Below are 14681 nucleotides of genomic sequence, written 5' to 3' on the forward strand. Positions count from 1 at the left end.
ACTATTTCTTGGCTGCACGTGCCGCACGCAGACGCTCAAAGTCCTCACCGGCGTGGTGCGAAGAGCGGGTCAGCGGCGAAGACGACACCATCAGGAAGCCCTTGGCGCGGGCGATGGCTTCATACGCCTTGAACTCGTCAGGCGTCACGAAGCGATCAATGGCGGCGTGCTTGCGCGTCGGCTGGAGATATTGACCGATGGTGATGAAATCGATGCCGGCCGAACGCATATCATCCATAACCTGCATGACCTCTTCGCGCGTTTCGCCCAGGCCGACCATGATGCCGGACTTGGTGAACTGCTGCGGATCACGTTCTTTCACGCGTTCCAGCAGGCGCAAGCTATGGAAATAGCGCGCGCCGGGACGGATCTTGAGATAGTTGCGCGGCACGGTTTCCAGGTTGTGATTGAACACATCCGGTTTTGCGTCGATGACGATCTCGGCCGCGCCCTCTTTACGCAGGAAGTCCGGCGTCAGGATCTCGATGGTTGTCTTGGGCGATTGCGCACGAATCTGGCGGATCACCTCGGCGAAATGTTCGGCGCCGCCGTCCTTGAGGTCGTCACGGTCCACGCTGGTGATAACGACATGCGACAGCTTCATCAGCGCGACCGTCTCGCCCACACGGCGCGGCTCATCCGCATCCAGCGGCTGCGGCAGGCCGGTCTTGACGTTGCAGAAGGCGCAGGCGCGCGTACAGGTATCGCCCATGATCATGATGGTGGCGTGGTTCTTCGACCAGCACTCACCAATATTCGGGCAGGCGGCCTCTTCGCAGACCGTCACCAGCTTGGCATCGCGCACAATGCCGCGGGTCTCGTTATAGCCGGCGGAGCCCGGCGCTTTCACGCGTAGCCAGTCGGGTTTTTTCAGGATCGGCGAATCCGGCTTGTTCTGCTTTTCCGGGTGACGCAATTCACGCGGGCCGGCTTCAACACGATTTATCAGAGTGACCATGAGACTCAACGGGGATGCAGGGCACAGTTCGCCTCGCCCTAATTGGTCTTTTCACGTCATAATATCAAGTCAATTCCTGCTAATAGTGCGTTGCAAATGTCATAGCCGGTTCACGGAATCTCCCGTATAGATTGGGGAATGGGTGCGTTTCCTTGTCGAAAATCCGTGATATTGGCGCTGGCCCTCGGCGCCCTCATTGGCATGGCCGGCTGTTCAAAGTTCGGCGACCGGGACAGGCAGCCGGGTCATGCCTTTCTCGACAGCCAGATACCCGCTGGCCTCTCCCCGCAATACTACCCGCCGGAGGGCTTTGTATGGGGCGGTTATCGTGCCGGCTCCCTGCCGGAAGCGCGCTACGGCGTGGCGTCGCCGCCGATAAATCCCAGGGCACAGGTGCTGATCCTGGCCGATGCCGATTACCCGGCGGAGGTCTATTTCGAACTGATGCGGCAATGGCTCGACGCGGGTTATGGCGTCTGGCTGCTGGAAGCCCCTGGACAAGGCGGTTCAGGCCGGTATCTTTTGCAAAATCAGAGTGTTTTCATCAAAAGTTATCATGACGGCCAGCTTGTGGCGCGTGATTTCATCCGCGACATCATCAAGCCGTCTCCCGATAAGCCCGTATTCGTTATCGGCACCGGTTACAGCGCCATAACCGCCCTGTCGCTATCCACTGTAATGAAGGACGATAACCTGAAAGGCTTTATCGGCTACGATCCCTATCTCGGCGGTCCCATCGCCAGGGGTGAAACCTGGCACCGTGATGCCGTCCAATCCGGCTATTGGGGCACCATCGCGCAAAGCTGGCAAATGTCCAATCCCGACCTGCGGATGCGCCAGAAAAGCGATGGCTGGCAGAAGCAGATGCAGAAGGCGTATGCAGCTCTGAACGGTTTGCACCTGCCTCTCACCTCTCTCAAGAATGGCGCACAAGTCCTTATTATAGAACCAAAAACCGGTACTACCAGCCGAGCGAATACGGCCAGTGCCCTGTGCGCCTGCCTGTCTCGCTGCGCCCTTCAAGCCGGTGGCAATCCGGAAACCCTCGGGGCTGACGTAGATACCTTCATTCAGGCGCAACTGCCCGCCATTCACTGATCTGGATCAAGATCGGGATATTTCGCCAGCAGGGCGCGAGTCACCCCATTGGTCCAGCCGAAGCCGTCCTGCAAGGGATATTCTCCACCGCCGCCCGGCCGGCGCGCCTCGATGTCGTACTTTTCCAACATCTTGCCGGTATCACGATAGGTGAGATTGACCGTGCGGATAAAGCGCGAGGCCAGGTCGTGCGCCTGCTTGTCATAGCCATAATCGCTCAGCCCCTTGACGGCGATCCATTGCAGCGGCGCCCAGCCGTTCGGACTATCCCATTGCTGGCCGGTCGGGTTTTGCGTCGTGCGTAGCCCGCCCTGCGCCGTCAATTGCAGGCGCGTCAGCCGGGCCGTTGCCCTGGCCTCCGTGTCGCTCGCCAATCCGACAAACAGCGGGTACAGCATGGCGGCGGAGACCGTAAATGTCGGCCCGCCGGTGCCGAGATCATAGTCGGCAAAGCGGTGATCACGCCACAGATAGCGCGTGATCGCTTTTTTTCGCGCTTTCGCCCAGTTGTCGTACTGTGTGGCGCAGACAATATCCGCCAGCTTGCGGCAGCGATCAGCTATGATCGTTTCCTGCTTCCATAGCAGACTGTTGAGATCGACCGGCACGATATCCGTGGTGCGGATGCTCGACAGGTCCATCGGTTCCTTCAGCCAGCGTGAACTGAAATCCCAGCCGCTTTCCGCCGCGGCGCGCAAGTCCCGATAGACCTCGGCGGCCGGGCGATCGCTTTTGGCCGAGGTGGCCACATCCTCGGCATAGGATTCCTCGCGCGGCGTGTCACGGTCGTCCCAGTAGCGATTGAGCTGGCTGCCGTCCGGCATCACCACCACGCGCTGGCAGGGCTTGTATTTGATGGCGCAATAGCTGCCCGCCATCCAGAAATCGTGTTCGCGGCGCAGCGCGGCCAGTTCACGCGATTGTTTGCCCGGATCAGCGCTCGGCTTGATCTCCAGCATCAGGGCGAAAACCGGCGGCTGCGACCGGCTGAGATAATAGCTTCGCGCCCCATTGGGAATATGACCGTAACGCTCGATCAGGCTTTCAAAGTCGGTCAGCATGGATTGCGCCAGGGCGTCCTGACCATCCGCGTAAAGACCCAGCATCGTGAAATAGCTGTCCCAATAATAGATTTCACGGAACCGCCCGCCGGGCACAACATAGGCTTCCGGCAGCGAAAGCGCCGATGAGCCGGCCTGCGCCTCCAGGGCCGGACGCGCCAGTTGTGGCCACAGGCTGGCGATGTGCGCCTTCAGGGTCAGGCGTTCGCCCGAAAGCGGCGGCGAAGCCGGTTCCGCCGGTGGATCGAAATTGGCCACAACAAACGCCGTCAGCGCTTCCCGCGTCTGAGGTGGATGCGCCTCATAATCCGCCATAATATCGGCGGCGGGCCGTCTGGCCGTCATGTCGACAAAGGTCTTGCCGTCCGGAAACAGCTTCTGCGTTTGAACCTGAACGAATAACGGCCCGTAAAGATCTGCGGGCGAAGGTGTCTGCGCAAAGGTCGAGGGCGCCGTAAAGGCCAGCAAAAGGGGCAGGAAATATCGGTGCATCGGTGTCCTCCGTTGCCGCTCCCCTGCCCGCATTAAAGACAAACCAGGACCGTCATGGCAACCCCTCGGCATCTACGAAGATTTTCGTTGACTCAATACGAAGACCTTCGTATATCTTGTTCATGACCCAATCAGATACCCCCGCCCGCAAACCGACCGAATCCGAACTGGAAATCCTCCGCGCCCTTTGGAGCAAAGGCTCCGCCACGGTGCGCGAAGTCTTCGAGGTGCTTTCTCTGGAGCGTGAAATCGGCTATACAACCGTCCTGAAAACCATGCAGATCATGCTCGACAAGGGCCTGGTGTCGCGCACCGAAGACGGCAAGGCGCACATCTACGCCGCCGCCATGCGCGAGGAAGACATGCAGGGCCAGTTGCTGAAAGACCTGAGTGACAAACTGTTTTCGGGCTCCCCCGCCCTTCTGGCCATGCACGCCCTCTCCCTGCAACCGGCCAGCGATGAAGAGATTCAACTGATCAAGGCGCTCATTGAGCGCAAAAGAGGTGCGTGATGAATCCCCATATGGAAGCGCTCGGCTTTACCCTGGTTCATTTCTGCTGGCAGGCTGCGCTTATCGCCGCCGCCTATAAGCTGACAGAGCTTTTTCGGCCAAACCTGAGGCCACAGGCCCGCTATACGCTCGGATTGGCGGCGCTGCTGGCCATGACCCTGGCCGCCCTGGCGACCTATATCTATGAGGAAATCCGGCTTTACCAACCCCTGCCTGCCGGCGTGGCATTTGCGTCCCCCCTGCTTGACAGCGCTAAGGTTCAGAGCCTGTCGAACTGGCTGCCCTGGCTTGATGCCTTTTGGTTGATGGGCGTCCTGGCCCTGACCTTCCGCATAGCCAGCCGCCTGTGGCAGGTTCATGGCCTGAAAAGGCACGCCCAGGCCGCGCCGATCGTAGTCCAGGACCGTTTCAGCGCCCTGCTCCGTCGCTTCGGCCTGACCGGCAAGGTGCAGGTCCGCCTGCACCCGGCGATCACCGGACCGTTCGTGGTCGGCGCCTTCCGTTCGGTGGTCTATTTGCCCCTGTCGGCTGTCAGCTCGCTGTCGCCGGCGCAGCTTGACGCTGTCCTGTCGCACGAACTGGAGCATATCCGCCGCGCCGACTATCTGTGGAACCTGGTCCAGAACCTGATCGAGACCCTGTTCTTCTATCACCCCGCCGTCTGGTGGATCGGCGCTCGGTTGCGTGAACAGCGCGAACTTTGCTGTGACGATGCCGCCATCCGCACCTGCGATGATCCGATTACCTATGCCACCGCCCTGCTCAACCTCGAAGAACAGCGCCGCGGTATGCCGGCCAACCTCGCCCCGACCCACCTCGCCATGGCCCTAAATGGCCAGGGGCGCCACGAACTGCTGTCGCGCATTTCCCGCATCCTGGGTGAAACACCAGACTCCCGCCTGAAAGTGCGTCCGGTTGCCTTTGTCCTGTTGCCGGTCATGCTCCTGACGCTGACGGCTTTTGCCGCCGCCCCGGTCACCGAGGCCGCGCACAAGATATGCCCGGAAAAGACGGCAAAGGTCACCGCCACCGCCAACCTGGCCTTGGCCAGCCTGCAGGAAGCCATCACCGGGCATCCGGCGCCGGAACCACAGGTCTCGACTACCGTCGCGCCGGCTGATGTCAGCGTTCCGGATGTCAAGCTCAACTGGTCTTCCCAGTCTGAGTCAGACGATATCGATCCTGACGCCATAGCCGCCCAGGTCCGTGCCGAAGTCATGAAGGCCAAGGCCGATATCGCCAATGCCAAAGACCTCGATATTGATCCGCAGGCCCTGGCGGCCCAGGCCCGCGCCGATGCCATGCAGGCCAAGGCGGACATGGAGCGCCAAGGCATTGCCCATGATATCGATCCGGAGGCCATTGCCGCGCAGGTCCTGGCCGAAACTCAGCACGCCAAGGCCGATGCAGCTCGTGTCGCCTTGCTGAACCTCGACCCCGACGCCATCGCTGCCCAGGCTCGCGCCGCCGCCGTGGCCGCCAAGGCTCAAATGGCCGCGCAAAAAGCCGCCAGCAAGGCGGAATGGCCCCGTCAGAAAGCGGAAAACCAGAGACTGAAGGCTCCCAAGGCGCCGGTCGCACCGCTTCCGCCTGTATCACCTGTCCCGCCAGCGCCCATGATCGAATCGCCGGCCCCTCTGGCCGAACCGCCGGCGCCCCCTGAGCCGCCTGCCGCCCCCACCCTATCATCATGGCATATAATTTCGCCATCACAGTCACCTGCAAACAAAGCTTATAGGGTTTTGAAACCGACGATAACGGCTTATCCCATTGCGGTTCCAACGCCCGTCGTCGACACCACTTCAGCCCCGGTTATCGCACTGAATAAGCTGCCGAACGCTCGCCCGGCCGCCATTCCATCGCCCGATCCCAAGTCGGACGTCGTGGTAAATGTCCGAAGCCTCCAAAAGGTGAAGGTCGACACCACGCCCTGATAGGTTTCTTACCCGACAGCCCGTATCTTCCCCTTTGACCTGTTCAGTTTCCATCGGCTAGTATGGCGAACAGTGGCCATTCCGATCCGAGGAGAGGAATGGCGTGATAATCAGGGTCGCCGGACCTGCCGTGTTGGCGGCGGGCCGTGCCCCAGGGGAGCTTTCGTGCATGAAGCGCGCGTTTAAGGCCAGCGACACCCAAACCTCGCTGTTTGATGCCCTGATCGAGGCGCAGAACCGGTTCGGCGCCGGCAAGGTCATCATCGAGGACCAGGACCGCAAGCCGCTGACCTACGGCCTGTTCATTACCGGTGTTTTCGCTCTTTCACGCCTGTTGAAACGTTATCTGGGCAATGAAGACCGCATCGGCATGATGCTGCCGACCTCAACCGGTGGCGCCGTCTCCTTCTTTGCCCTTCATGCCCTCGGCAAGGTGCCGGTGATGATCAATTTCACCGCCGGTCAGGCCAATGTGAAGGCCGCCATCCAGACTGGACAGGTGAAGACCGTCTTATCCTCGCGCCGTTTCGTCGAAAATGCCAAGCTCGAAGACCTGATCGAGAGCATGAAGCCCTATGTGCGGGTCATCTATCTCGATGATATCCGCAAGGAGGTCTCGACGGTCGACAAGCTCTTCGCCGTCGCCGCCTCGAAGCTGCCGGGCCTGTTCGTCAAGAAGACGAAAGCCTCCGATATCGGCGTCATTCTGTTTACCTCCGGCAGTTTCGGCACACCGCGCGGCGTGGTCCTGACCCAGTCCAATCTGGTGTCCAATACCCGTCAGATCGAGGCCCATATAGAGCTGAAACCCGATTGGGTCGCCTTCAACCCCCTGCCGATCTTCCATTCCCTGGGCCTGACCGGCGGCGTGATCCTGCCCCTGCTGGCCGGCCTGCGCAGCTTTCAATACCCCTCGCCCCTGCATGTGAAGGTCATCCCCGAACTGCTGCGCGAATCGAAGGCATCCCTGCTGTTCTCGACCGATACCTTCGTCAACCAATATGCCCGGTCCGGCGAGCCGGAAGACTTCAAATCGCTGGAATTCATCGTCTGCGGCGCCGAGAAGGTGCGTGACGAAACCCACAATCTTTTCAAGACCCAGTTCGGCGGCATCCCCATCCTGGAAGGCTATGGCGTGACCGAATGCTCGCCGGTCGTGGCCGTCAATTTCCCCGACAACAACCATTACGGCACGGTCGGCGTCATGCTGCCCGAAATGGAGGCGCGCCTGGAGCCGGTCGAAGGGATTACCGGCGGTGGCCGCCTGTGGGTCAAAGGACCGAACATCATGGGCGGCTATATCAACATCGATCGCCCGGATGTGATCGAGGCGCCGAAGGACGGCTGGCACGATACCGGCGACATCGTCAATATCGACAGTGAAGGCTTCGTCACCATCCTCGGCCGCGCCAAACGCTTTGCCAAGATCGCCGGCGAGATGGTCTCGCTCACCGCTGTCGAGCGCATCGCCGAGGAGGTCTGGCCGGATAACCGCCACGCCGTGGTCGCCGTATCGGACGACAAGAAGGGCGAACGCCTGATCCTGATCACCGACAAGGGCGATGCTGACGTATCCCGCCTGACGAACTGGGCAAAGGAAAACGGCACGCCGGTCCTGGCCATTCCGAAAAAGATACTCAGGATCGAAACCGTGCCCGTGCTGGGTTCCGGCAAGACGGACTATGTGACCCTGCAAAAAATGGCCGAACTGGCGGCCTGATGTCGCATTGACAGCGGCAGCGCTTCATCTTATGGCGCAAATATGGCCCTGACCTTTTCCACAGGCAAGACGACACGCGATTCAGAAATTCGCTTCTGGACGCTGCTTGCCGTGGTCATGGCCCTGCTCACGCAGGTCCTGTTCCCGCCGCAGGTTATGGCCATGCCATCGGCGCATGGTGTGCAGATGGTGCTGTGTACGTCCGGCATGGATAGCCAGCCGATCGTTGACAAGGTGGTCGTTAAATCACCTGCCAAGAAGCCCGGGCTGGCCGGCCTGAAATGTGCGCAATGCGTACTGGCCTCCATTACGGCCATCACCACGCCGCCGCCTGTCTTCCAGCCGGCCGTCTACACCATATCCCACGCCGACTTCGCGCCTTCCAGCCGCCGCAGCCCCATCAAGGCCCGCGCCCCGCCTCGTCCACATTCCTGCGGCCCGCCGTCTCAAGCTTAAGCAGTCTCATCACGCACTGGGTCAACCGGGTGCGTCCTTATGCTTGCCTGAAACGGATAAATTCAAATGAAAACAAAATATTGTACAGCGCTCCTGACAGCGCTGATGAGCTGCGGGTCAATTCTGCCCCTGATCGCTCACGCCGAGACAGATGTGAGTGATGGTCCTAAGGAGGTCATCGTCGTTGGCCAGAAGAACGCCCCGATCACCGTCGTACCGCGCGGCCTGTCAGTCTCGCTCGGTCACGAACAGTTCGACGCCATCAACGCCATCAATGTCGAAGATCTGATGAAATACGCGCCGAACTTCTTCGTGCGCAAACGCTTTGTTGGCGATGACAATGCCGTGGTCGCCCTGCGCGGCGCCAATACGGTCCAGAGCGCCCGAACCCTCGTTCTCGTCGATGGCTATGTCGTCTCCAACTTCCTCGGCAACCGCTATGACTATCCGCCGAAATGGAATGTGGTCGGGCCTGCCGAAATTCGTCAGTTCGATATCGTCTATGGCCCCTATTCGGCGCGTTACGGCGGCAATTCGATGGGCGGCGTGGTCTCGATCACCACGGAAACTCCAAAGAAGAATGACATTTACGGCTCCGTGCAGGCATTCACCATGCCGTTCAGGGAATATGGTTTCGACCAGACCTTCAGCGGCTATTCGGTTGAAGGCGGGCTGGACTATAAGGCGAAAAACAGCGGCTGGTCGGCGCGCGCCTCGTTCCGTCATTTCGAGAATACCGGCCAGTCCATGACCTATAACCTGCTGGCCAAATCAACGGCGGCCGGCACCTATACCCCCGTGACTGGCGCCTATGCCGATGATCGCCTGGCCACGCCTGTCTTTGGCGCTGCCTCACCGGTGGATGTCACTCAGGATCAGGCGCGTCTGCGCGTCGGCTATGCCTGGGATAATGGCTGGAAGCTCGACGCCCTGGCCATGCTGTGGAAAACGCAGCAAAAACTACAAAATCCGGTCTCCTGGCTGGTCGATGCCAACGGCGATACCGTTCTGCCCACCGCCGCCGGCACCAAGGTCAGTTTCAATGGCGTCAACTATGTGGCCAAGGGCACCACATATTCCGGCATGGATCGCACTGAAGACCTGATGGGCCTGCGCCTCTCCGGTAACTGGAACGGCTGGGACGTATCGGCCAATCTATCGCATTACGATATCGGCAAGTGGGATGTCCGCACCTCGCTCGACATGGTCAGTCCCGCCGGCCAGCAGACGCTTTATGATCATCCCGGCTGGTGGACCTTCGACGGCACAATCGAGCAAAACTTCGGCCGTCACGATCTGGCTTTTGGCTTGACCACCAATCTCTACCAGACCGACGCCAGCACCTACAATACGACCCAATGGCGCACGGCCGCCGATCCGGTTTTTGCCTCGCGCACCCTGGGCAAGACGTCTATTGGCGGCATTTTTGCTGAAGATGCCATTGATTTGGGCCGCGCTGTCCTGACCCTCGGTGGTCGTTATGACGACTGGCGCGCTTTTGACGGTGGCATCAGCTCGGGCAGGCCGCTGCAATACTATCCCAAGCGCCATGCCAGCGCCTTTTCCCCCAAGGCCAGCCTACAGGGCGATATCGGTCCTTATGACCTGCAACTGAGCCTGGGCACAGCCACACGCTTCCCTACGGTCGGCGAACTCTTCCAGGGCAAGATCAATGCGGGCCAGACCACCATCGACCCCACCAGCTTCGATCCGAACCTCAAACCCGAGGTCTCACACGATATCAGCCTGATTGCCCGCCGGCACTTTGATCGCATTACCCTGACGGGCAGCCTGTTCAACCAGTCGATTGATGACGCCATCTTCAGCTATCAGGGTATCCTCGACGACGGCACGGTAGTCTCGCGTTACCAGAATATCGACCGTATGAACCAGTCTGGTGTCGAACTGATTTTCGAATCGCACGACCTGCTCATTGATGGCCTGACGATCGAAGCCAGCACCTCCTGGATGGATGCCCGCACCGAAAAGAATAGCACCGCCCCCGCTTCCGAAGGTGTCCAGTTCCCGCGCATTCCGAAGTGGCGCAGCAATGGCAATGTCCGCTACGCCCTGACGCCTAAGCTAAAACTCTCCGTCGGCTGGCGCTACGGCTCGCGGCCCAATTCCGACCTGTTCGGCCTGGTACGCGGCGATGCTTACGGTTACCAGACGGAATATTTTTTCCTTGATACCCGCCTGAGCTATGACCTGACAAAAACCACTCAGATCAGCTTCGGTATAGATAACGCTAATAACGATCAAGCCTATGTGTCGCATCCCCTGCCGCAACGCAGCTATATGCTGGAACTGAAATATCGGAACTAAGGCATGGAAAAAGCGAAACAAAATATTATTGACTATCGCATGTTCTGGCGCTGGCATTTCTATGCCGGGCTGGTGTGCATTCCGTTTGTCATCATCCTGTCGATCACCGGACCGATCTACCTGTTCAAGCCACAGATCGAGGCGGCGATCGATGCGAAGTACGATCACCTGCTGTTTGATGGCACGCCCCAATCGGCAGAAACCATGGTCAAAGCGGCGGTTGCAGCCGTGCCAGGTTCACGCTTCAAGGCGATCGAGGTGCGGCCGGATATCCATGATGCGGCGCGGGTCATTGTGCTGAAGAGCCATGATAAAATCCGTGTCTATGTCCACCCGAAAAGCCTGAAGATGTTGAAGCAAGTGCCTGAAAGTGCGCGCTTTATGGAGATCGTGAAGGATATTCACGGTGAACTGTTTGCCGGGCGCTTCGGGCAGGTGATTGTCGAACTGGCCGCCTCCTGGGCCATCGTCATGATCCTGACCGGGCTTTACCTGTGGTGGCCCAGAAATGCAAAAAGCGAAGCCAAAGGCGTCGCCGGCCTGCTCTATCCGCGTCTGAACATGGGCAAACGGATCTTCTGGCGCGATATCCACGCCGTTATCGGGATATACATCTCCGCTCTGGCGCTGTTTCTGCTCCTGACCGGCCTGCCCTGGACCTATGTCTGGGGCAATGCCTTCAAATCCGTGCGCGCCCTGGCCAATCCTGCGCCGGTCACACAAGCCTGGTCTCAGGGACGCGCCGATGAGAAAAGGGCCCTGAAGGCCGAAGGCACGGCTCCCGCCGATCTTGGTCGGCTGGATGCCCTGCTCGATACCGCCCGCGCGCTTAACCTGCCGGCACCGGTGACGCTCAGTGTTCCGGCGAAAGGTGCCAGCCTCTGGAAACTGGCCTCGGATACCGGCAACCGTCCGCAACGTGTGACCCTGATGATTGACCCTGCCATGTTGGAGGTCATTAGCAGCGAAGACTTTGCCGATAAGAAGCCGCTAGACCGGGCGGTCGGCTATGGCATCGCTGCCCACGAAGGTCAGTTGTTCGGTCCGCTCAACCAGGCGCTCGGCGTCCTCACGGCGCTCGGCCTGATGGCCCTGTGCGTCAGCGCCGTGGTCATGTGGTGGCAGCGGCGGCCGACTGACAGGCTTGGCGCGCCACAGCGTCTGCCCGATGAAAAGCTGGCGCCAGGCCTGGCCCTTATCATTATCGCATTAGGTATCTTCTTGCCGGTACTGGGGATCAGCCTGATCGTTGTTGGCTTGCTCGAATGGCTCATCCTGCGCCGCATACCCGCCGTGCGGGACTGGCTCGGCCTGAAAGCAGATCGGGCGTGGGATCTGTGACCCCACAAACCTTGCTTTATTCCAAAGAAAAACCCGGCCTTTTGGACCGGGTTTTTCTTTGGAATAGAGAAGACTAGGGGCCCAAGGAAACGTTCTTTGGCCCCAAACCCCATGAGTTTATAGATTGATCATCCGGCCATCGGCATCGAGCGACGCTTCGAGAATGGCTTCCGACATGGTCGGGTGCGGGAAGACGGTCCCCTGCAGGTCCTCTTCCGTCGCTTCCATGGTGATGGCCAGACAGAAGCCCTGCACCATTTCCGTGACATTGGCGCCGATCAGGTGGGCGCCCAGAAGCGCGCCGGTCTTCTTGTCGAAGATCACCTTGACGAAACCACCCGGTTCACCGGCGGCGATAGCCTTGCCGTTGGCCTTGAACGGGAAACGGCCGATCTTGACGTCCAGCCCCTTTTCCTTGGCGACCTGCTCGGTGATACCGACAGAAGCGACTTCCGGCGTGGCATACGTACAGCCGGGGATCGGCGGATTGAGATTGGAGAGCTTCTTGCCGGCCATATAGTCGGCGGCATGGACGGCTTCGTGGCTTGCCTTGTGGGCCAGCCAGGGCGGTCCGGCGCAGTCGCCGATGGCGTACAGGCCCTTGACGTTGGTCTTGCCGTGGCTGTCGTTCTTGATGTGACCGCGGTCCATCTCGACGCCCAGCTTTTCCAGGCCAAGGTTTTCGGTGTTGGCAACGATACCGACGGCGACGATGCAGCCTTCGGCTTCGAGTACTTCGGCTTTGCCGCCGACCTCGACCGAGACCTTTACGCCGGCACCGGACTTCTCGACCTTGGTCACCTTGGCGCCGATGCGGAACTTGAAGCCGCGCTTTTCAAAGGCCTTCTGGGCCTCGGCGGAAACTTCCTTGTCCTCGACCGGCAGGATGCGATCGAGCGCTTCGACCACTGTAACTTCCGCGCCCAACGATCTGTAAAAGCTGGCGAATTCGATACCGATAGCGCCGGAGCCGATGACGACCAGCGACTTCGGCATCCGATTGGGCGACAGGGCATTGCGATAGGTCCAGATGCGATCACCGTCCGAAACCGCACCGATAGCGGGGATTTCACGGGCGCGGGCGCCAACGGCCAGCATCACGTTCTTGGCTTCGACAACCTGCTCGCCGCCTTTGTTGAGCTTGACACGAACCTTCGGCGCATCCTTGCCCGGCTCCAGCGTGGCGAAGCCCTCGATCACGTCGATCTTGTTCTTCTTCATCAGGTAGCCTACGCCGCCATTGAGTTGCTTGGCCACCGCACGCGAGCGTTGGACAACCTTCTCGAAGTCGAAGCCGGGCTTTTCGCCGGTCAGGCCATAATCACCGAGGTGATTGATCTTGTCGAACACTTCCGCTGACTTCAGCAACGCCTTGGTGGGGATACAGCCCCAGTTCAGGCAGATGCCGCCCAGCAGTTCACGCTCGACGATGGCGACCTTCAGGCCGTTCTGCGAGGCACGGATCGCGCCTTCGTAACCGCCAGGTCCGGAGCCGATGACTACGAGATCATATGTCATTATTTTCAGCTCCTTACGCCAACATCTTGATAGGATCTTCGATCAGCGGCTTAAAGGCGCTGATGAATTTGGCGCCGATCGAGCCGTCAACCACGCGGTGATCGCAAGTCAGGGTGACCGACATGACGGTTGCCACGGCCAGTTGGCCGTTCTTGACAACCGGACGCTGTTCGCCGGCGCCGACCGACATGATGCAGCCTTGCGGCTCGTTCAGGATCGAGGTGAAGGTCTTGATACCGAACATGCCGAGGTTGGACACCGAGAAGGTGCCGCCCTGGAATTCTTCCGGTTTCAGCTTACGCTCACGCGCGCGTTGCGCCAGATCCTTCATTTCCCTCGATATCTGTGCCAGCGATTTGGTTTCGGCTTTGCGCACGATCGGGGTAATCAGACCGCCGTCGATCGCCACAGCCACGGCCACGTCGGCGTTATGGTGCAGGGCGATGCCTTCCGGTGTATAGCTGGCATTGGCTTCAGGCACTTGTTTAAGCGCCAAGGCTACTGCCTTGATAATCATGTCGTTTACCGAGACCTTCACGCCCTGCGATTCCAGCGCCGTATTGATTTTGGTACGGGCCGCCAGCAGGTTGTCGAGTTCGATATCGACGGTCAGCGGGAAGTGCGGGATGTCGCGGAACGACTCGGTCATGCGGCGGGCAATGACCTTGCGCATGTTGTCGAGCGGCACGAGGTCGTAGGAACCAGCCAGAATGCCCAGTTGCTCCAGCGATTGCACCTTGCGCGGTTCGGCCGCTGAGGTCGATGCCGCAGTAGGCGCGGCCTTGCCGGTGCCCGAAGCCAAAGCGGCTTCGATGTCGCGTTTGATCACGCGGCCATGCGGACCGGAACCGGCGATGACCTTCAGGTCGAGCTTGTTGATCTCGGCCAGGCGGCGGGCCAGCGGCGATGCGGCAACGCGGGCGCCAGAAGCGACCGGGGCCGGCGCGGCAGCAGTCTTGGGCGCCTCGGCTTTCGGGGCTTCGGCAGCCGCTGGTGCGGCTTTCGGCGCAGGCGCGGCGGCATCGCCTGACAGGCGAGCGATCGGGGTATTGACCTTCACGCCTTCGGTGCCGGCCTCGACAAGGATGGCTTCGATCGTGCCTTCATCGACGGCTTCGACTTCCATCGTCGCCTTGTCGGTTTCGATTTCCGCGATCACGTCGCCGGCGGAGACGGTGTCCCCCACCTTGACGTGCCACTTGGCCAGGATGCCCTCTTCCATCGTAGGCGAAAGGGCTGGCATCAGAATATCAGTCATCTGCGTTT

At 60.1% G+C, this 14681-nt stretch carries 11 protein-coding genes; 7 read left to right on the plus strand and 4 right to left on the minus strand.

Going from position 1 to position 14681, the window contains the following annotated elements:
- Nucleotide 1 precedes the first annotated feature (1 nt).
- A complete protein-coding gene (gene lipA / locus BLO49_RS01185) occupies nucleotides 2–958 on the minus strand; it encodes a lipoyl synthase (protein ID WP_090643173.1) in 957 nt (318 codons plus the stop codon).
- 138 nt (nucleotides 959–1096) lie between these two features.
- Between lipA and BLO49_RS01190 the strand changes: the two genes are divergently transcribed.
- Nucleotides 1097–2056 (plus strand): serine aminopeptidase domain-containing protein, encoded by a 960-nt coding sequence (locus tag BLO49_RS01190; protein WP_139159593.1) that lies wholly within the window; start codon nucleotides 1097–1099, stop codon nucleotides 2054–2056.
- Here the strand turns inward: BLO49_RS01190 and treF are convergent.
- Nucleotides 2050–3609: an alpha,alpha-trehalase TreF gene (gene treF, locus BLO49_RS01195; protein WP_090643178.1), complete on the minus strand. Its 1560-nt coding sequence runs from the start codon at nucleotides 3607–3609 to the stop codon at nucleotides 2050–2052. The genes BLO49_RS01190 and treF overlap by 7 nt on opposite strands.
- A gap of 122 nt (nucleotides 3610–3731) precedes the next feature.
- Here treF and BLO49_RS01200 point away from each other — a divergent pair, with 122 nt between their 5' ends.
- From BLO49_RS01200 to BLO49_RS01225, 6 genes are all read left to right on the plus strand, one after another.
- On the plus strand, nucleotides 3732–4121 hold the full coding sequence (locus tag BLO49_RS01200; RefSeq protein ID WP_090643180.1) for a BlaI/MecI/CopY family transcriptional regulator: 390 nt from the start codon (nucleotides 3732–3734) through the stop codon (nucleotides 4119–4121).
- Nucleotides 4121–6055 carry a M56 family metallopeptidase gene (locus tag BLO49_RS18640; protein WP_090643182.1) on the plus strand — a complete coding sequence of 645 codons (1935 nt, stop codon included), beginning with the start codon at nucleotides 4121–4123 and terminating at the stop codon, nucleotides 6053–6055. The genes BLO49_RS01200 and BLO49_RS18640 overlap by 1 nt, the downstream gene beginning before the upstream one ends.
- Before the next feature lie 169 nt (nucleotides 6056–6224).
- Nucleotides 6225–7775, plus strand: coding sequence for an AMP-binding protein (locus BLO49_RS01210; RefSeq protein ID WP_090643185.1), 1551 nt, complete (start codon nucleotides 6225–6227; stop codon nucleotides 7773–7775).
- Between the two features lie 42 nt (nucleotides 7776–7817).
- Nucleotides 7818–8231, plus strand: a complete 414-nt coding sequence (locus tag BLO49_RS01215) for a hypothetical protein (protein WP_090643188.1) — start codon at nucleotides 7818–7820, stop codon at nucleotides 8229–8231.
- Between the two features lie 66 nt (nucleotides 8232–8297).
- Complete coding sequence (locus tag BLO49_RS01220) at nucleotides 8298–10556, plus strand: TonB-dependent receptor (protein ID WP_090643190.1); 2259 nt, start codon at nucleotides 8298–8300, stop codon at nucleotides 10554–10556.
- Between the two features lie 3 nt (nucleotides 10557–10559).
- Nucleotides 10560–11897, plus strand: a complete 1338-nt coding sequence (locus BLO49_RS01225) for a PepSY-associated TM helix domain-containing protein (RefSeq protein ID WP_090643194.1) — start codon at nucleotides 10560–10562, stop codon at nucleotides 11895–11897.
- Nucleotides 11898–12014: 117 nt separating this feature from the next.
- Here BLO49_RS01225 and lpdA read toward each other — a convergent pair whose 3' ends face one another.
- Both lpdA and BLO49_RS01235 read right to left on the minus strand, forming a co-directional pair.
- Entirely contained in the window at nucleotides 12015–13415 is a 1401-nt protein-coding gene (gene lpdA, locus BLO49_RS01230; protein ID WP_090643197.1) for a dihydrolipoyl dehydrogenase, read from the minus strand.
- A gap of 13 nt (nucleotides 13416–13428) precedes the next feature.
- Nucleotides 13429–14673 carry a dihydrolipoamide acetyltransferase family protein gene (locus BLO49_RS01235; RefSeq protein ID WP_090643199.1) on the minus strand — a complete coding sequence of 415 codons (1245 nt, stop codon included), beginning with the start codon at nucleotides 14671–14673 and terminating at the stop codon, nucleotides 13429–13431.
- Nucleotides 14674–14681: the final 8 nt, after the last annotated feature.

The sequence above is a fragment of the Asticcacaulis taihuensis genome (assembly GCF_900100255.1).
Lineage (GTDB): Bacteria > Pseudomonadota > Alphaproteobacteria > Caulobacterales > Caulobacteraceae > Asticcacaulis > Asticcacaulis taihuensis.